The sequence below is a fragment of the Mycetocola sp. CAN_C7 genome, from assembly GCF_015752285.1.
Taxonomy (GTDB): Bacteria; Actinomycetota; Actinomycetes; order Actinomycetales; family Microbacteriaceae; genus Mycetocola_A.
The window spans coordinates 211,725-229,891 of record NZ_JADOUY010000001.1; the positions used below are offsets into that span (position 1 = coordinate 211,725).

Here is an 18,167-nt window from a genome sequence, read left to right on the forward strand (position 1 = left end):
CCCGGTCGGCAGCACGCTCACCAGGCGATTTCCATCATGGCGGTGTTGAGGCCGGAACCGACACCCATCAGCAGCACGCGGTCTCCGCGATTGAGGCTTGTCGATTCACGTTCGAGAGTGATCGGGATCGACGCCGGGCCGACGTTGCCGAGAGTGGGGTAGGTCAGCGGCACACGGCTGCGATCGATGCCGACCGCCTTGATGATGGCGTTGGTGTGCACGTCGGATACCTGATGCATGATGTATCGGTCCATCGCAGACCAGGTCCAGTCCCTCCGTGCTTCCTTCCACGCCGAGACCACGAGCTGCATTCCACCCTTGAGCAGTGCCTTGGCGTCGGTGAACATGCCGTCGACGCTGCCGACGCAGAGCTCGTTGAACTGGGTGGCCGCGCGGGTGACGCCACCGAGGATGCGGTGTCCGTTCGGGTTGGCATCCGCTCGCCCGAGAACGGCGGCAGCGGCGCCAGAGCCGAGCGTGAGACTGGCGAACTCACTCATGAAGTCCTTGCGGCCGATGCCGTCGCGTCCGAGCCGCTCGATGGTGTTGTTCTGGATGTCGTCGGCGTCTTCGCCATCGATGATCATCGCGTACTCGATCTGCCCGGAATCGATCAACTGAGCGGCGAGGCTCATGCCGTTCACGAAGCCCAGGCAGGCGTTGGCGATGTCGAAGTTGATGGCAGACGACGGCAGGCCGAGGCCGTGGTGCAGTTTGACGGCGACAGAGGGCTCGAGATGCTTGCGGGTGACTGAGGTGTTGATCAGCAGGCCGATCCTGTCAGCCGATACGCCGGCAGACGACAGCGCGCGCTTGCCGGCATCCACCGCCGCGCGGTCGAAGGACTCGGTGTCGTCCCAGTTGCGTCGCTCGTGCACTCCGGCGACGCGCTGAAGCAGGCCCGTCGGCAGCTTGAGCCGGGTGAGCACGGGGCTCAGCCGTGCGTCGATCTCCTCGGACGTGGTCACCCGCCCGGCGAGCGTGCTCGCGACGGAGAGCAACGCGACGTTCTGGTGCGTTGTCGTTGCGTTTCCGTCCACGGGACTCCCTGTCGAACTGTCATCGGGCTTGATGCTGCCTCCCGATTTTACGTCTCTGAACCCTGATGGTTTACCGGGTTGATTTCCCTTGCTCGAGCGGTGGGTGATACCGCCAGGGAAACGTCCCTCTCGAGTGACCCGTCGAAGCATCACTCCCCGGAGTGGTCGCGGGCCCAACTCGTCTCGGCCTCGACGAGGTAGACCACCATGCCTGATCGAAGCTCATACGGACCGCCGGTGTAGCGTTCGGAGATCCGGTCGATGATCGGCCACACCTCGTCGCCTTCGAGCCGGCGCACTGCCCGCCCCCTGATGAACGCCATATCGAGGGGATTCGAGGGATTCGTCAATGAGAAGGCGATGCGCGGGTCGGCCGAGAGGTTCTTGTCCTTGCGCGAGCCGGTCTCCATGAAGAACGCGATGAGATCGCCCTCGACACCCACCCACACGGGAACCGAGTGGGGCGCACCGTCAGGCATCAGTGTCGCCACGTGGGCGACACTCGCACGCTCGAAGTACGGACGCACGTCTGACCAGCTTTTCGGCACGGTTTCTCCCTCATCGGCGAGCCCGACGCACGCCGGGCTCTTCTGAATGAGCTAACGCGATACGGCCGGCATCATTCCGGGACGGCTGTGGTTTCGACCGAAAGGAACGCTTGTGGGCATGAGAAAGCCCCGAGGTGGCGAGACCTCGGGGCCACATAGGAAAAGCTTTGAGAGCTTTTCCCGTAGCAGGAGCGGGATTCGAACCCGCGACCTCACGATTATGAGTCGTGCGCTCTCACCAACTGAGCTACCCTGCCGCGAAACTTCGCCCGGCAGACCGAGAAAGTAACGAGCCCCGAGTCGGGTTTGAACCGACGACCCCTTCCTTACCATGGAAGTGCTCTACCACTGAGCTATCGGGGCGCAACCATCACAAAATGGCACCAGTAGAGAATAGCACCACTCGAGGCGCCCCTTGAACAGCTCGCACGCCGGAGGACGTTCGCCGTACCATGGGACGAGGACGATCCATGAACCAGAACCCGAACGCCCCGGCTCTCGACATCCTCCTCGGTGGCCGATACCGCCTGCTCAACCTCATCGGCACCGGAGGCATGGCGGCGGTTTACCGCGCCCGTGACGAGACCCTCGGGCGGGATGTCGCCATCAAACTCTTCCGCGTCGCATCGACCAACCCCTCGGATTTCCGCCGCCAGCAGGGCGAGGTCGCGATGCTCGCGAGTCTCAGTCACCCCGGCCTCGTCACCCTGTTCGACACCGGCAACGATGAGTCCGATCCGCACAACCCCCGCTCGTACCTGGTGATGGAACTCATCTCCGGGTCCGATCTCCGAAACGCGCTCGACTCCGGCCCTCTGCCATCCGACGACGTCAAACACATCGGTGCCGACCTCGCAGACGCGCTCCATTACATCCACGGCAGGAACGTCATCCACCGTGATGTGAAGCCCGCCAACGTCCTGCTCGCGCACACCCAGGGCACGGACACCCGCGCACATCCCAAACTCAGCGACTTCGGCATCGCCCGCCTCGTCGACGGCGCCCGTCTCACCGCTACCCATTTCACCGTCGGGTCGGCGGGCTACCTCAGCCCTGAGCAGGCCAGAGGCGACTATGTGGGACCTGCGACAGACGTGTACTCGCTCGGTCTTGTGCTTCTCGAGTGTGTGACCGGCGAGAGGGTGTTCGGCGGAGTCGGCCAGGAGGCAGCGCTCGCCCCGATCACCAGGGATCCGCAGATCCCCGATGACCTCGACCCCGTCCTCGCCGAGACGATCGCCGCGATGACCTCGCGGGTCCCCGATTCACGGCCGAACGCACACGAGGTCGCATTGGCGCTGCGCGGCATCCAGCCCGTGCACGGGTTTCGCAGCAGCGCTGACGCCGAATCGGATGCCACGGCCGCGATGACGGCGGCGATGACCGCCCCGATGGCCATGCCGGCAATGCACGCACCGGAGGCAACGAAGATCCTCCCGGTCGCCGCAGACAGCGCAGCTCCCTCCGACACGGCAGACACCTCCGCCCTCACTGCCGTTCTCGAACAGGGCCCGCCGCCACTCCCCTCAGCGGCGGACGACGTCAGCCGCACATCCGGTGCAGGAGCGGAAAACTCCGCCCGCACCCGACGCCGCGCCCTCATCACCGTCGCCGCCCTCGCCGCCGTGCTCCTCGCCCTGACTCTTGCATTCACCGTTTTCACCCCAGCGGCCGACCCCGGCCCCGCTGTCGAGTACCCGGCCGTCCCCGGCACGATCGGCGACCACCTCGAAGAGTTGCAGGAGAGCGTGACACCATGAGCCGACGATTCATTCAGGTCTGCGCCACCGCCGCCCTCATCGTGGGTCTCACCACCGGCTGCCAGGCCGCGCCGGACATCGCTGCTGCCCAGGCGGAAGCATTCCAGTCGCGCGTTCTCGCCGTCAGCACGTCGGTGGCTGACGGCGGATATGCCGCCGCTCTCGAAGAACTGACCGCCCTCGAAACCGAACTGAACGCAGCGGCATCCGCCGGCACCGTGACGTTCTCACGTCACCAGCGCATCGAAGCAGCGCTGGTGGCTGTGCGGGCAGACATCCAGGCGGCGATCGACGCGGCGACGCCAGCGGAACCCGTTGAGCCGACCACAGCGCCCGACGACGACGACGAGGCGGACGAGGACGAGGCCGACGAGAACGAATCAGAACCTGGCACCGAAACCGAGGCCGAGAAGAAGGCGCGGGAGAAGGCAGAGAAGGCGGCCGAGAAAGCCGCTGAGGACGCCAAGAAGAAGGCCGAAGACGTTCGGAAAAAAGCCGAAGAAGACGCCAAGAAGGACGCCGAGACAACGCCGACACCGACGCCGTAGCGTTCCCGGTCGTCATCGGTTAGTCGTCGCCCTCGCGAGAACGTCATCACCTGGCCGTGGCCGAGGTCAGACCCCGGGCAGCTGCCAGGCGAGAAAGACCGGTCCTGTCGCCGAGATCCGGATGCCGCCGGGCTCTGTGGACAGTTCTCCATCACCGAAGACCGCGATCGACTCACTGACACCTGCGACGGCATCCGTCGGAAGCAGAACGTCGACGTCCGCCCGTGCTGCAGCGACGAGAATGCTCTCCTCGGCGTTCTCGCGGATGAACACGAGCACGTCGTCGCCGACGAACAGCCACCGCATCCCGCCGCCGTTGAGAGCCGGATGCTCCCTCCGAAGACCGATCAGCGTCGCGTAGAGCTCGATCGTGCCAGCGGCGGCGTCGATGTCGTCCCAGGGCATCGGCGTCCTCGAGTGCTCACCGTCGACACCGGTGAGGCCGAACTCGTCACCGGCGAACACCACGGGGATACCGGGCAGGGTCATCGACAGGCCGACGGCGACAGGGACGACCCCGGCCAGCGCCCGCGTCGCGAACCGGGGGGTGTCATGGGTGTCGAGTGCGTTCATGTTCGCGAGCCGTGTCCGCCAGGGGAACCCGGCCGAGAACTGGCGGTGCGCCGCGTAGAACTGGTGTCCGGTGTACGCGGGGATCGCATCCATGGTCATGCCGAGGCCGCCACCTGCTGCGCTCGCCGGCTCAGACAGCCAGCCCCAGAGCGGGCGGGTGAAATTGGCATAGGTCATCGCGCCGTGCCAGCCGTCGCCCTGGAAATCACCGGCCGCGTCGTTGGTCGACTCGGCCAGAAGGATGGTGTCGGGGTTCACCGCGATCATGGTGTTCCTGATCGTTCGGCGCACGTCGGCGTTGAGGTCTTCGTCACCGAAACGCCCGGTCATGTTCGCCACGTCGATGCGCCAGCCGTCGAGCGAGAACGGGGGCTTCAGCCACTCGGCGACCACCGAGTCCTCGCCGTCGATGAATCGACGACGCAGTTCGCGTGAGTTCCAGTTGAACTTCGGCAGGCTGGGCACGCCGAGCCACGAGGCATACGTCTCCTGGTCGTCGTCGAGCCAGTAGTAGAACTCGCTCTCGACGGCTTCGGGATGCCGGTGTGCGGCAACGAACCAGTCGTGGGCGTCTCCGGAGTGGTTGCTGGTGAGATCGCCGATGATCGTGAATCCGCGGGCATGCGCTGCGGCAGTGAGCCTCGCCAAAGCATCGTCTCCGCCGAGGAGCGGGTCGACGGCGTCGAAGTTGGAGGCGTCATAGCGGTGGTTGGACCGACCGGGGAACACCGGGGTCAGGTAGATCATGGTGACGCCGAGGCGGTCGAGGTGGTCGAGTCGGTCGACGATGCCGTCGAGGTCTCCGCCGTAGAACTGGCCGGACCGCGCGGGTGGAACGAGGTCGACGGCATCCGACCACCCGGCGGGGATCGCCCAGCCGGGAATCTCCCGGTCGTCGGCCGCTGCTGAACGCGCGAAGCGGTCGGGGAAGATCTGGTACATCACCGTCGACGCCGCCCAGTCCGGTGCCGGGGAGTGGGTGCTCAGCTTGAAGTCTTCGCTGTCGAGCGTCTCGATCGTGAAGACGCCCCGCGCGTTCACCCAGAAGTCGGTGCCGTCCTCCAGTCGCACCAGAAAGCGGTAACCGTGCACGGGATTCTCGATGAGGATCCCGGCCTCCCACCACACCCACCCGTTCGCGGCGTGCAGCCGGTCGGCGGTGGAGAGCCGCGGTTCACGGTCGGGGTTGGAGCGCACCCGGACGGCGCGCACGGCGCCGAGCGACTCGGGCACCCGAAGACGGACCCGCACCGTCTCACCCAGCCGGGGCGACGGGTTCGAGACGTAGAGCGGTGACCCGTCGTGGTGGGGTTCGAGCACGCTACTTGACCGCGCCGGCGGTGAGACCACTGACGATGTACTTCTGGAGGTAGAGGAACAGGGCCATCACCGGCAGGGCGGCAAGCACGGCGCCCGCCGCGAAGACACCCCAGTTGCTCGTGAACTCATCCGAGACGAACTGGTACAGACCGACCGCGAGCGTCTGCTTCTCCGGGGTCACCAGCACGACACTGGAGATCACGAAGTCGTTGGTGGTGGCAATGAAGCTCAGCAGACCGACGACGGCGAGGATCGGAGCGACGAGACGCAGGATGATCGTGAAGAAGATCCGGGCGTGCCCTGCCCCGTCGAGCTTCGCGGCTTCGTCGAGCGACGACGGCACCGTGTTGAAGAAGCCGTACATCAGGTAGGTGTTCACGCCGAGCGCGCCGCCGAGGTAGACCATGATCAGCGCGATCTGGTTGTCGAGTCCGAGGATCGGGAAGACGTCGCCGAGGGTCGTGAGAAGCAGGAAGATGGCAACGACGGCGAGCAGCTGCGGGAAGATCTGCACGATGAGAAGTGACAGCAGTCCCATCCGTCTGCCGGTGAACCGCATCCTGCTGAAGCAGTACGCGGCGAGCGCTCCGAGGAAGACGGTGCCGACCGCCGTCGTGATGCCGATGACGAGGGTGTTCGCGAACCAGGCGGCGTATGGACGCTGAGGGTTGGTGAACAGCGCGACGTAGCTGTCGATGCCGATCGACGAGAACAGGCCGTTGGACTGCAGGAGCGTTCCGCCCGGGTTGAGCGATGCCGAGAGCACGTACAGCAGTGGGAACACCGAGAAGACGATCATGACGATGCCGACGAGGTGACGCCAGCCGGTGGCCGCGAACCACCGGGAGAAGTTGAAGGGACGCTTCACCGGGGTCGGAGGAGCGGTCGTCGCTGTGGTCGAGACCGCGGGTGCCGTTGTGCTCATTAGTTCAGATCCTCCAGGGCCTTGGTCTGCCGGAAACTCACAATGGAGATGATCGCGACGATGAGGAAGATGATGATCGAGAAGGCGCTGGCGAGACCGTAGTCACGGTTCGCCCCGACGAACGCCACCTTGTAGACCATCGAGATCAGGATGTCGGATGCTCCGACGTTGATACTGGCAGCCGCGTCTCGAGGCCCACCGTTGGTGAGCATGTAGATCAGGTTGAAGTTGTTGAAGTTGAACGCGAACGAGGCGATCAGCAGCGGAGCGATCGATACGAGAAGGAGTGGAAATTTGATGCGCCTGAACACCTGCCATGGGTTCGCGCCGTCCATCTTCGCGGCCTCCTGCAACTCGTCCGGGATGGACTGCAGCGCACCGGTGCAGACGAGGAACATGTAGGGGAATCCGAGCCAGAGGTTCACGAAGAGGATGCTGAACTTCGCGAGCCACTCATCGGTGAGCCACGGTATCTCCGCACCGCCGAGGAGCGCGAGGTTGACGAAACCGAAGTCCTTGTTGAGCATTCCGGCCCAGACCAGCGCTCCGAGGAACCCGGGGAACGCGTACGGAAGGATCATCAGCACGCGATAGAACTTGCGTCCACGCATCCGCATGTCGTTGAAGACGATGGCGAGGAACAGTCCGAGAACGAAGGTCGTCGCAACGCTGAGCAGGGCGAAGGCGAAGGTCCACGCGGTGACGCTGAGGAGCGGTCCGCGGATGCTCTGGTCGGTGAATGCCTTGGCGTAGTTGTCCCAGCCGACGACGACGCTCCAGCCGGGCAGCAGCTCGTCTCCGCTCTCCGACGTGAACGCGCCGTTGCCGGTGTCGGCGTAGACCACACCGGTGTCGGTGTTCGTCATTGTGTCTGCGGCTTCATCGAAGCTCAGCGTGGAGAGATAGAGGTACGCACTCGAACCATCCGGGGTGCGAAGTGCGCCGTCGTTCGGGTCGTCAGAGATCTGCACCGTCATGGCTGCGATCGCGTCCTGGTTGGTGATGATGTCGGTGAAGTCGAGGGTGTTGTAGCCAGAGAGGCCGACGGCCTTGCCACCGGACATCTCGGCATCCGACACGTCGCTGAGTGGCGACTCGGTGTTCCCGATCGAGACGTCGCCCTCCGGGTCGGTGACGAGGAAGCTGAATGCGCCGAGCTGCTCGACGATCGTGAGCCCGTAGGTGGGCGAATCGGGAACGCGGTACTGGGCCGACTGGATCAGCGCGGTGACGGCATCCTCTTTGGTGCTGTTGTGGCCGGTGCCGTAGTTGGTGAACGAGATGTAGGCGGTGTAGCCGATCACGAAGACCTGGAAGATGAGCAGGAAGACCAGGCCGGGAGCCAGGTACTTCAGCGGCAGGAGCCCGCGCGTGAAGTAGATGATGTTGACGGCTGCGGTGATGACCAGCACGATCGCGAAGATCACCCAATCCTGTTTCAGGAAGAGGATGAAGAGCGCGTAGACCGCGATCGCGTCGACGACGGCGAGGAGTGCGATCTTGATCAGCAGGGCGACGATGCCGCCGGAGGCCTGCTCGGCAATGCGGCCGGCGCGCTTCGACCGTTTCGATTCGGCGCTCGAGGGAGATCCTCCGGTGCGCGTGGGCTGGGTGCCAGTGCTCATTGTCGCCTCAGTGTGTCGCTGCCGCAGTGGGGTTCTGCCCGCAGGGTGCTTCGTTGGTCAGCCGGTGGTCCGGCTGGGACTGCGTCGTCGGCATGGTGCGCGCCGACGACAGCGCCGGCCGGGAAGCGGATGCCTCCCGGCCGGCGCCGGTGTCGCTATTCGGCGATCGCAGCCTGGATGTCTGCGGTCATCTTCTCCCACAGAGCAGCCGGGTCGCCCTCGCCCGCGATGATCGCGGCCTGGGTGACGCCCCAGAACTGCCAGACCTTGCCCATCTGAGGGATGGACGGCTGGGGAACGCCGTTGGCGCCGACCTCACCGAATGCGGCGACGATCGGGTCTGCTGCGGCCTTCTCGAACGAGGCGGTCAGTGCCGGCGGACGCTGGCCCTTTTCGAAGAGAGCCGTCTGGACTTCTTCGGTTCCGATGAAGTTCGTGAGGAACTCGTTGGCTGCGAGGGTGTTCTCGCTCTTGGCCGAGACGAAGAAGCCCTGAACACCGACGAACGGCTGTGCGACCTCTCCACCAGCGGAGGGGATCGGGTCGACGGCGACGTCGATACCGGCATCCTGTGCCGCTCCGACGTTCCACGGGCCGGTGATGAAGTACGGGCTTGCGCCTGCGTTGAACTTCTCCTTGGCGATGTCACCGGTGACCGAGGTGCTCAGCAGGCCGGCAGCGCCCTGCTCGGCGAGCCACGACGCGAACTCGGTGCCCTCGCCGATCTGCAGGTCTTCGGGGTTGTAGCTTCCGTCGTCGTTGGTGCCGAAGACGGGGGCGCCGAACGAGGTCTGGAACGGGTACAGGTGGTACGGGTCGCTCTCGGGTCCGACCTGGACCAGGAAGGGGAACTCGGTGCCCGCTGCGGTGCCGTCTGCCACCATGTCGGCGTAGTCGGTCGGAGCTTCGGGCGCGAGTGCGGTGTTGCGCAGCAGCGCGATGTTCTCGATGGCGTACGGCAGACCGTAGGTCTTGCCCTCGTAGCTCATTGCCTGGACGGCGACGTCTTCGAAGTCGGCGGCCTTGTCTCCGAGTTCGATCGGCTGAACGACACCGTTGGTGACGAAGTTGCCGAGCCAGTCGTGTGCGCCGATGGTGATGTCCGGACCCTTGCCCGACGGCACCTGGGCGATGAACTCGTCCTGGATCTTCGCGAAGTCCTTCTGGACGAGTTTGACCTCGACACCGGATTCCTCGGTGAAGTCGGCCGCGGCATCCTTCAGTACGGGCGCGCGGTCTGCATCGACCCACACGGTCAGCGTCGCGTCTGACGCGGTGTCGTCTCCAGCGGTGTCGTTGCCGCCTGCGCATCCGGCGAGCGCGAGCGTCGCGATCGTCGCGACAGCGCCGGCCTTCAGAAGTGAAGAGTTTTTCACCCTCATTGGTGTGTGCCTTTCATCAGGATCTGTTCGAGTGAGTGTGGCCCCATCGCCGCTCTCTCGGATTCCGGGTGCTGTGTCCCGTCTCCCAGTGGGAGCTCCTCGTGAGTGAAAGGCCGTTCTCTCGGTGCCGCAATTACTGCAAGCGTTTCCAGATATACCTGCTTGGATGGTAAAAGACAAGCTGACCCGGCTCTATCTTTGTGCGATCGTGACCTGGTGTACGGGCTGGAGTAAGCAAGCGCTTCCACACTCTGGAGGGGATGCCATAGAGTAAGCCGCATGAATTCGCGCAACAGCTCAGAGTGGTGGCGTTCGGCCGTCATCTACCAGATCTACCCCCGCTCCTTCGCGGATGCGAACGGTGACGGTATCGGCGACCTCCCCGGCATCACGTCGAGGCTTTCGGCATTGAAGTCGCTCGGGATCGACGCCATCTGGCTCTCCCCCTTCATGACGAGCCCGCAGAAGGATGCCGGCTACGACGTCGCCGACTACTGCGACGTCGATCCGATCTTCGGGAGCCTCTCGGATTTCGACGCGATGACGACCAAGGCCCACGATTACGGCATCCGGGTCATCGTCGACCTCGTTCCGAACCACTCATCAGACGCCCACCCCTGGTTCCAGGCCGCGCTGGCTGCTGCGCCCGGGTCGCCGGAACGCGGGCGGTACATCTTCCGCGACGGCACGGGTGAGAACGGCGAGATCGAGCCGAACAACTGGCAGAGCGTCTTCGGTGGACCGGCCTGGACCCGCACCACCGACGCCGACGGCACCCCTGGCCAGTGGTACCTGCACATCTTCGACACCAGCCAGCCCGACTTCGACTGGACCAACGACGAGGTTCGGGAGATGTTCCGCGGCGTGCTCCGGTTCTGGCTCGACCGCGGAGTCGACGGTTTCCGGGTCGACGTCGCCCACGGCATGATCAAGGCCGACGGCCTGCCCGACTACACGCCGCCTGCGGAGGGCGGCAGCATGGGCGGAAGCGGCACACCGCTCGGCCTCGAGCCTGCGATCGATGACATCGGTGAAGACGGGGCTCCGTACTGGGGCCAGGAGGGCGTGCACGACATCTACCGCGACTGGCACACGCTCCTCGAGGAGTACGAGGGCGACCGTGTCCTCTGCGCTGAGGCGTGGGTCGAGCCGCTGTCGAAGATGGCGAAGTGGGTGCGGCCGGACGAGATGCAGCAGGCATTCAATTTCCCGTACCTCGAGACGCCGTGGCAGGCATCCGCCCTGCGTGCCGTCATCGATGAATCGCTCGAAGCGTTCAGCGCCGTCGACGCACCGAGCACCTGGGTGCTGTCGAACCACGACGTCGTGCGTCACGCGTCGCGCCTCGCCGTCACGGCCGAGAACCCCCAGGGTCACGGCATCGGGCCGAAGAGCCCGGGGCAGCCGATCCGTGAGACGGGACTGCGCCGTGCGCGGGCGGCCACCGCCCTCATGCTCGCACTCCCCGGCGGAGCCTACCTCTACCAGGGCGAGGAGCTCGGCCTGCCCGAGGTCATCGACCTGCCGGACGAGGCTCGCCAGGATCCGACCTGGTTCCGTACCGACCGCGAGCGGTATGGCCGCGACGGATGCCGTGTGCCGATTCCGTGGGAAGCCGGTACCCCGGCGTACGGTTTCAACACCACCGGGGCCGCCTGGTTGCCGCAGCCGGCGGACTGGGACGGCTACGCCCGCGCCAGTCAGGTCGGTGTCGAGGGCTCGACACTCGAGCTGTACCGCGAAGCCCTGCGCATCCGCCGTGAGCACGGGCTCGGGCTCGGCTCGCTGAGCTGGGTCGACGGCTTCGAGGAATCCGTTGTCGCGTTCAGCAACGGTGCCGTCACCGTGATCGCGAACACCGGGTCCACGATCGCCGCCATACCCGAGCCGTTCGCTTCGGCAGAGGTGCTCCTCTCGAGCGGCGCGGTCGACGGATCGACGATCGGTGCAGACACGACCGTGTGGGTGCTGACGCCGTAACCCGCGTGTGGCGTGGGGCGGGTGGCTGCGGCTGCCTGCCCTTCTTCTTCGGTCGATCGGCGAGGGAATATCGGGATCGTGTCGCGCCCCGTCAGTGTCACGAACCGCGGTTCTGGTGCTCACAACGACCGCGAACCGCCGATGGACCCGCGACGACGATGTGGCATCCGTTCGTCTGCGACCCGGTGCGGGCATGCGCCCAGCCGCAGCTTGCGACCAAACGAACCCAGGCGGCAGCGGCGTCCATTCACCCGTCGCTTATGTCGGTCTCCTGACCGGAGAGTCGGCATTGGCGACGGCTGAACCACGCGGCTGGCCGGTGTCATTCGTTCGTCCGTCGCTTGTGCGGAAAATCGCGCCCGAACACGATCTTTCGCGACGGATCCTATTTGGCTATTGACTATAGCTAAACGGCTATGCATACTAACTAAATGACCTCCCCCACCCCGGCTCCTGCCGCTTCGACGCAGTTCATCACTCGCCCCGAGGGGCGAGTCGCCTACGACCTCCAGGGTTCCGGCCCCCTCGTCATCCTCGTTCCGGGTATGGGAGAGTTGCGGTCCTCGTACCGGTTCCTCACCCCGGCCCTCGTCGCCGGGGGCTACTCCGTCGCGACGACCGACCTCCGCGGTCACGGAGACAGCGACGCCACCTTCACCTCGTACGGAGACGTCGAAACTGCCGGCGACGTGCAGGCACTGATCACCGAACTCGGCGGATCCGCCGTGGTCGTCGGCAACTCGCTGGCCGCCGGTGCAGCGGTCATCGTCGCCGCCGACCACCCCGACCAGGTCGACGGTCTGGTGCTCGTTGGCCCGTTCGTGCGGAACCCTCCGTCGAACGTCTTCATTCGCGGGATGTTCCGGGCAATGATGGCCCCACTCTGGATCGCCAGCGTATGGAAGAGCTACATGCCCACTCTCTACGCCGGCCGCAAGCCCGTCGACTTCGACGAATACCGCACGGCGGTCGTGAGCAGCCTCAGGCGCAAGGCGTACGGCACGGCGTTCTCTCTCACCACCCAGCAGACCGACCACGACCCCGCCGAGGCTAAGCTCAGTGCCGTGACCGCACCGACGATCGTTCTCATGGGCGAGAAAGACCCGGATTTCAAGGACCCAGCCGCCGAGGCGGCGTTCATCGGAAGCGCACTCGATGCCGAGGTCATCATGGTCGCTGAGGCCGGGCACTACCCGCAGTCGCAACAGCCTGACGTGACCGCCAACGCGGTACTCACGTTCCTGAAGACCGTGCAGCGTGCCTAGGGCCGGCCTCACCCGCGATCGGGTCGTCGAGGCGGCAGCGGCGATGGTCGATGAGGTCGGTCTCCACCGGTTGACGCTCGCCGCTTTGGCCGAACGCCTCGGCATCCGCCAGCCTTCGATCTACAAGCACATCGACTCGCTGGCCGGCCTGCACCGCGACATCTCCGTCCAGGCCAAACGCGAGCTGGGCGACGTGCTCGCCCGGGCAGCGGTCGGTCGATCAGGAGCTGCAGCCATCAGCTCGATGTCACACGCCTACCGCGACTGGGCGCGCGCACACCCCGCTCGGTATGAAGCATCCCAGCGGATGCCGACCGCCGGCGACATCGAGGACGAGGCGGTTTCGCTCGCCGGAATCCAGGTCATCGCAGATGTGCTTGCCGCGTACGACCTGGCTGGTGACGACGCGATCGACGCGATCCGGGCTCTCCGCTCCACCCTCCATGGGTTCATCTCCTTCGAAACAGCAGGATCGTTCGCCATGAGCGCGAGCATCGACCGCAGCTTCGGGCGACTCGTCCACGGCTTCACCGTCGCCCTCACCCAGTGGACCGACCAGGACATGCCCGATGCGACTGAGCTCCCGCTCGCTGACAAAGCGTGAAACCCATCGATCGCTCGATTGCCGTGACCGCACGCCAGACTCGCAGCGGAGCATGACCCGCCGGTCCATGCTTAGCTGGGCCCATGAGCGCGACTGAGTCGACACCACCCGGTTCCCACGCGGACGAACCGCACTCCGATGCGATCGCCTCACGGCTCAACTGGCTCCGCGCCGGCGTGCTCGGTGCGAACGACGGCATCGTGTCTGTCGCCGCCATCGTCGTCGGTGTCGCAGGAGCGACGAGCGCCTTCTTTCCGATCGTCACCGCAGGCATGGCCGGACTTGTCGGCGGTGCCATCTCCATGGCACTCGGGGAGTACGTGTCCGTGTCGAGCCAGCGCGACAGCGAACGCGCCCTCATCGCCAAGGAGCGCGCCGAGCTCCGTGACATGCCCGAGCAGGAACTCGACGAACTGACCGGCCTGCTCGCCGCCCGCGGGCTGTCGGATGCCACGGCCAGGCAGGTCGCCGTCGAACTCACCGCACACGATCCTGTCGCCGCCCACTTGTCGCTCGAGCTCAACATCGACGAGGAGCAGGTGGCGAACCCGTGGCACGCCGCACTGGCATCCGCCATCGCTTTCACCGTCGGCGCAATCCTGCCGATGCTCGCTGTGCTGTTGCCACCGGCCGAGTGGCGCATCCCCGTGACGTTCGTTTCGGTCCTTCTCGCCCTCGCCCTCACCGGCGCGCTCGGGGCACGCCTCGGCGGCAGTCCGCTCCTACGGCCGACGATCCGGGTGGTGGTCGGCGGCGCGCTCGCCCTCGCGGCCACCTTCGCGATCGGCTCCCTGCTGGGCACGACGATCGCGTAACAACGATCAGTTGCCGCGACCGACGATCTCGCCGGCGTTCGCGCCGACCCAGCGCACGAGCGGGATCAGGTGGTCAGCCAACTCGCGTCCTCGATCGGTGAGGCTGTACTCCACGTGGGGCGGGATGCTCGGGTGGGCGTCCCGCAGGACGAAGCCGTCGCCCTCGAGCGTGCGCAGGGTCTGTGCGAGCATCTTCTCGCTGATGCCCTCGATGCTCCGCCGGAGCTCTCCCCAGCGCAGCGTCTCGCCCGAGAGCGCGACGAGGATGAGCACGCCCCACTTGCTTGTGACGTGGTCGAGCACGACACGGCTGGCGCAGTTGGCGGCGAAGACCGTCGCTCCACCGGCCTCGCGTGAACCGACGAGCTCAGCGAGCCGCTCCCGGGTGTTGGATGCCGTCGTGTCTGCCATGGTAAGTAGCTTACCTAAAAGTGGGTACTGCGAATAGGGAAGTACTTCTGCCTTCCCACGGTTCACTCGAGGACAGGCGCGCAGATGCGGGCCATCGAAAGGAAACCATGTCATTCGTCGTCACCGGGGCAACCGGATCTCTGGGCCGCCTCATCATCGACCACCTTCTCACCCGCGGCGCCGACCCGGCGTCGATCGTCGGCGTCGGTCGCAACGCCGATCGGCTTGCGGAGCTGGCCGCCACCGGCATCCGCACCGCCGTCGTCGACTACGCCGACCGGTCGACCCTGGATGCCGCATTCGCCGGCGCCAGCACCCTGATGCTCGTGTCTGGCAGCGAGGTCGGCCAGCGCGTCGAACAGCACTCGAACGCCATCGACGCCGCAACCGCAGCCGGAATCTCACGGATCGTCTACACCAGCGCACCTCACGCAGACGCGACCGCTCTGATCCTCGCCCCCGAGCACAAGGCGACCGAGGAGCTTCTGCGCGGATCGGGCACCCCATTCACGATCCTCCGGAACAACTGGTACACCGAGAACTATCTCGAGACCGTCGAGCAGGCTCGTGCCACCGGTGTGTACCTCGCGAGCACCGGCGAAGGACGCGTCGCGAGCGCCTCCCGCACCGACTACGCCGAAGCTGCCGCCGCCGTTCTGCTGGAGAACGGACACGAGAACACCGTCTACGAACTCTCCGGCGACGTCGCGTGGGACGGCACCGAGTTCGCCGCAGCGCTCAGCGTGATCACCGGCCGAAACGTGATCTACACGCCGGTGAGCCCGGAGGAGCACACCACGGTTCTCCTCGAAGCCGGCCTCGACGAGGGCACGGCCGGGTTCGTCGTTGCGCTCGATGAGAACATCCGCGATGGGCTGCTCGCCGAGACGTCTGGCGACCTCAGCCGGCTGATCGGACGACCGACGACGCCGCTCGTCGCGGGTCTCGCTGTCGGGCGCAGGGCAACCGCGTAACGCTCGACAGGAACATTCGTGCAACACGCACGCTCAACAGGAGGATTCGGCTGTTTTCCGGCCGATCCACCTGTTGAGCGTGACAGCCCAGCGGCTCAAGCAGTCCGGCGGCGAATCAGCCTGGCGACGAAGTACAGGACGACGCCGAGGGCGAGCAGCGCGCCGCCGAAGAGCCACACGATCCCGCTCTGCTGGGTCAGAAGCAGCACGCACGAGGCGACACCCAGCACGGGGACGATGGTCCAGACGCGGAAGTGCTTGTGCGCGACCTTGTCTTTGCGCAGCACCAGCACAGCGATGTTCGTCGAGATGAAGACGAACAGCAGCAGAAGCACCACGGTTTCGGCGAGCGTCGACAGGTCGCCGACCAGGGTGAGCAGCATCGCAACGACAGTGGTGGCGACGATCGCGGCCCACGGCGTGCGTCGGTTCGGCAGCACCTTGCCGAGTGCACTGGGAAGCAGCCCGTGCTCGGCCATTCCGTAGGTGAGACGGCTCGACATGATCATCGTGAGCAGCGCGCCGTTCGCGACAGCGACGAGGGCGATGAGGCTGAACAGCCAGTCGGGGACTCCGACACCGGATGCCGCGACGACCGCCAGCAGCGGACCGGACGACTCGGACAGTTCCTCGGCCGGCAGCGCGATCGCGCTGGCCAGGGCGACGAGGATGTAGACGATTCCGGCCGTGGCGAGCGAGCCGAACAGGGCAAGCGGGTAGACCTTGCTGGGGTTACGGATCTCCTCGGCCACATTCGCGGAGGTCTCGAATCCGACGAATGAGTAGTACGCGATGATCGCTGCGCTGAGGGTGGCCAACGCGGGCACGGAGCCTTCAGGGAACTGGCCGACCCGCGAGACTTCCCCGCCGCCGTTGCCGAGCATCACGGCGACGACCACGATCACGATCACGAGACCGCTGAGCTCGATGATCGTCATGACCACGTTGCTCTTCAGCGATTCGCTGATCCCCCGGGCGTTGAGGCACGCGACGAGTACGAGGAACACCATCGCGGCCGGGATCGCAGGCACATCGATGAACGTCGAGAGATACTGCCCCGAGAACGCGAGCGACAGACCGGCCGCACTCGTCACTCCGGCGGCGAGCATGCTGAACCCGACGAGGAACGAGATGATCGGCTGTTTGAACGCGCGCTCGGCAAAGACGGCCGCGCCTCCGGCTCGCGGATACTTCGTCACCAGTTCGGCGTACGACCCGGCGGTCAGCAGCGCGAGGAGAAGCGCAACGACGAGCGGCGCCCACAGTGCCCCGCCGACATTTTCGGAGAGGACGCCCATGAGGGCATAGATACCGGCCCCGAGCACATCACCGAGGATGAAGAGAAAGAGCAGTGGACCGGTGATCTTCTGCTTCAGTTTCGACGCCGGTGCGGCATCCGTCGTCGGAGTCTGTGGTGCTGTTGCGGCTGTCATGGTGTTGCCTCCCGGGATGCAACCCTAGAAGCACGGTCAATTGCCCCCAATTTCCGGCCAAAGGCTTGCATTTCGCGCGTCGACGAGGCATAGGGGTCAGCCGAGAACGGATGCCTCCGCGCCAGCGTCGAGAAGCATCTCGTGCAGTTCGTCGAAGAGCCGTGGCTCAGCAGCCAGGGTGAAGTCGCGACTGGCGGCCACACCATTCAGCCCGCCGACGCGCGCGCCGGCCTCCTGGGCGATAAGGGCTCCAGCGGCGTGATCCCACGGATTCAGCCCGCGTTCGTAATAGGCGTCGAGTCGACCGCAGGCGACCCAGCAGAGGTCGAGTGCCGCGGACCCGACGCGACGGATATCGCGCACCTGCCCGATCAGCTGCTGGACGATCCCGGCCTGCCAGATCCGTCGCTCGGCATTGTAGGAAAAACCGGTGCCCACCATCGCGAGCGCGGCATCGACAGCAGGGTTGGCGTGGATCGGCGAGCCGTTGAGCGTAGCTCCGGCTCCGCGTGCGGCGCTGAAGGTCTCCCCGGTCGCCGGGTTAACGACGGTCGCGGCGAGCGCCGTCCAGGTCTGCGGATCGGGGTCACCCTCGATCACGCCGATACTCACCGCGTAGTTGGGGATGTCGTAGAGGTAGTTCACCGTGCCGTCGATGGGGTCGACGACCCAGGTGATGCCGGTGGAGCTCGACGTGGCATCCGATTCTTCCCCGAAAAATCCGTCCCCGGGTCGCGCATCGGCGATCAGGGACCGGATGAGGTCTTCGGACTCCCGATCGGCGAGGGTGACGACGTCGACCGCTGAGGACTTCGTCGCAGCGACCGTGACCCCTTCGTGCCTGCGGCGGAGGATGAGTTCCCCGGCGCGGGTGGCGATGTCGGTGGCCAGCAACTGCAGGTCTGAACTCACAGGGGAATCCTCTCGCTTCGTCCTCCCAACGCTAGACCACCGGCCAGACGGC

General features: G+C 65.7%; 16 protein-coding genes and 2 tRNA genes. 7 read left to right on the forward strand and 11 right to left on the reverse strand.

The window, feature by feature from the left end; all coding sequences use genetic code 11:
• Window positions 1–17 precede the first annotated feature (17 nt).
• The 4 genes from IWX78_RS00935 to IWX78_RS00950 all read right to left on the reverse strand — a co-directional run bounded on the left by IWX78_RS00935 (window position 18) and on the right by IWX78_RS00950 (window position 1,951).
• Window positions 18–1,040, reverse strand: coding sequence for a 3-oxoacyl-ACP synthase III (locus IWX78_RS00935; RefSeq protein ID WP_334684476.1), 1,023 nt, complete (start codon window positions 1,038–1,040; stop codon window positions 18–20).
• Window positions 1,041–1,189: 149 nt separating this feature from the next.
• Entirely contained in the window at window positions 1,190–1,588 is a 399-nt protein-coding gene (locus tag IWX78_RS00940; RefSeq protein ID WP_196831524.1) for a TIGR03618 family F420-dependent PPOX class oxidoreductase, read from the reverse strand.
• Window positions 1,589–1,771: 183 nt separating this feature from the next.
• Window positions 1,772–1,845 (reverse strand) — tRNA-Met (locus tag IWX78_RS00945).
• Window positions 1,846–1,879: 34 nt separating this feature from the next.
• Window positions 1,880–1,951 (reverse strand) — tRNA-Thr (locus IWX78_RS00950).
• Window positions 1,952–2,058: 107 nt separating this feature from the next.
• Between IWX78_RS00950 and IWX78_RS00955 the strand changes: the two genes are divergently transcribed.
• Window positions 2,059–3,348, forward strand: a complete 1,290-nt coding sequence (locus IWX78_RS00955) for a serine/threonine-protein kinase (RefSeq protein ID WP_196831525.1) — start codon at window positions 2,059–2,061, stop codon at window positions 3,346–3,348.
• A complete protein-coding gene (locus IWX78_RS00960) occupies window positions 3,345–3,896 on the forward strand; it encodes a hypothetical protein (RefSeq protein ID WP_196831526.1) in 552 nt (183 codons plus the stop codon). Before IWX78_RS00955 ends, IWX78_RS00960 begins: the two co-directional genes overlap by 4 nt.
• Window positions 3,897–3,962: 66 nt before the next feature.
• Here IWX78_RS00960 and IWX78_RS00965 read toward each other — a convergent pair whose 3' ends face one another.
• The 4 genes from IWX78_RS00965 to IWX78_RS00980 all read right to left on the reverse strand — a co-directional run bounded on the left by IWX78_RS00965 (window position 3,963) and on the right by IWX78_RS00980 (window position 9,721).
• Window positions 3,963–5,789 (reverse strand): glycoside hydrolase family 13 protein, encoded by a 1,827-nt coding sequence (locus IWX78_RS00965; RefSeq protein WP_334684477.1) that lies wholly within the window; start codon window positions 5,787–5,789, stop codon window positions 3,963–3,965.
• A gap of 1 nt (window position 5,790) precedes the next feature.
• Window positions 5,791–6,714 carry a sugar ABC transporter permease gene (locus IWX78_RS00970; protein WP_196831528.1) on the reverse strand — a complete coding sequence of 308 codons (924 nt, stop codon included), beginning with the start codon at window positions 6,712–6,714 and terminating at the stop codon, window positions 5,791–5,793.
• Entirely contained in the window at window positions 6,714–8,339 is a 1,626-nt protein-coding gene (locus IWX78_RS00975; protein WP_196831529.1) for an ABC transporter permease subunit, read from the reverse strand. Before IWX78_RS00975 ends, IWX78_RS00970 begins: the two co-directional genes overlap by 1 nt.
• Before the next feature lie 155 nt (window positions 8,340–8,494).
• Window positions 8,495–9,721 carry a sugar ABC transporter substrate-binding protein gene (locus IWX78_RS00980; protein ID WP_196831530.1) on the reverse strand — a complete coding sequence of 409 codons (1,227 nt, stop codon included), beginning with the start codon at window positions 9,719–9,721 and terminating at the stop codon, window positions 8,495–8,497.
• 279 nt (window positions 9,722–10,000) lie between these two features.
• On the opposite strand from IWX78_RS00980, the gene IWX78_RS00985 reads away from it, so the two are divergent.
• From IWX78_RS00985 to IWX78_RS01000, 4 genes are all read left to right on the forward strand, one after another.
• Window positions 10,001–11,701 carry a glycoside hydrolase family 13 protein gene (locus IWX78_RS00985; protein WP_196831531.1) on the forward strand — a complete coding sequence of 567 codons (1,701 nt, stop codon included), beginning with the start codon at window positions 10,001–10,003 and terminating at the stop codon, window positions 11,699–11,701.
• A gap of 431 nt (window positions 11,702–12,132) precedes the next feature.
• A complete protein-coding gene (locus tag IWX78_RS00990; RefSeq protein ID WP_196831532.1) occupies window positions 12,133–12,966 on the forward strand; it encodes an alpha/beta fold hydrolase in 834 nt (277 codons plus the stop codon).
• Complete coding sequence (locus tag IWX78_RS00995) at window positions 12,959–13,570, forward strand: TetR/AcrR family transcriptional regulator (protein ID WP_196831533.1); 612 nt, start codon at window positions 12,959–12,961, stop codon at window positions 13,568–13,570. The genes IWX78_RS00990 and IWX78_RS00995 overlap by 8 nt, the downstream gene beginning before the upstream one ends.
• A gap of 83 nt (window positions 13,571–13,653) precedes the next feature.
• The gene (locus IWX78_RS01000) at window positions 13,654–14,385 is read left to right on the forward strand and encodes a VIT1/CCC1 transporter family protein (protein WP_196831534.1); all 732 of its coding nucleotides are present in this window, start codon (window positions 13,654–13,656) and stop codon (window positions 14,383–14,385) included.
• 6 nt (window positions 14,386–14,391) lie between these two features.
• Here IWX78_RS01000 and IWX78_RS01005 read toward each other — a convergent pair whose 3' ends face one another.
• A complete protein-coding gene (locus IWX78_RS01005) occupies window positions 14,392–14,796 on the reverse strand; it encodes a winged helix-turn-helix transcriptional regulator (RefSeq protein ID WP_196831535.1) in 405 nt (134 codons plus the stop codon).
• Window positions 14,797–14,903: 107 nt separating this feature from the next.
• Here IWX78_RS01005 and IWX78_RS01010 point away from each other — a divergent pair, with 107 nt between their 5' ends.
• Window positions 14,904–15,770 (forward strand): SDR family oxidoreductase, encoded by an 867-nt coding sequence (locus IWX78_RS01010; protein WP_196831536.1) that lies wholly within the window; start codon window positions 14,904–14,906, stop codon window positions 15,768–15,770.
• A 95-nt stretch (window positions 15,771–15,865) separates the two neighbouring features.
• Here IWX78_RS01010 and IWX78_RS01015 read toward each other — a convergent pair whose 3' ends face one another.
• Complete coding sequence (locus IWX78_RS01015) at window positions 15,866–17,203, reverse strand: APC family permease (protein ID WP_196831537.1); 1,338 nt, start codon at window positions 17,201–17,203, stop codon at window positions 15,866–15,868.
• A 96-nt stretch (window positions 17,204–17,299) separates the two neighbouring features.
• A complete protein-coding gene (locus tag IWX78_RS01020; RefSeq protein WP_196831538.1) occupies window positions 17,300–18,115 on the reverse strand; it encodes an inositol monophosphatase family protein in 816 nt (271 codons plus the stop codon).
• Window positions 18,116–18,167: the final 52 nt, after the last annotated feature.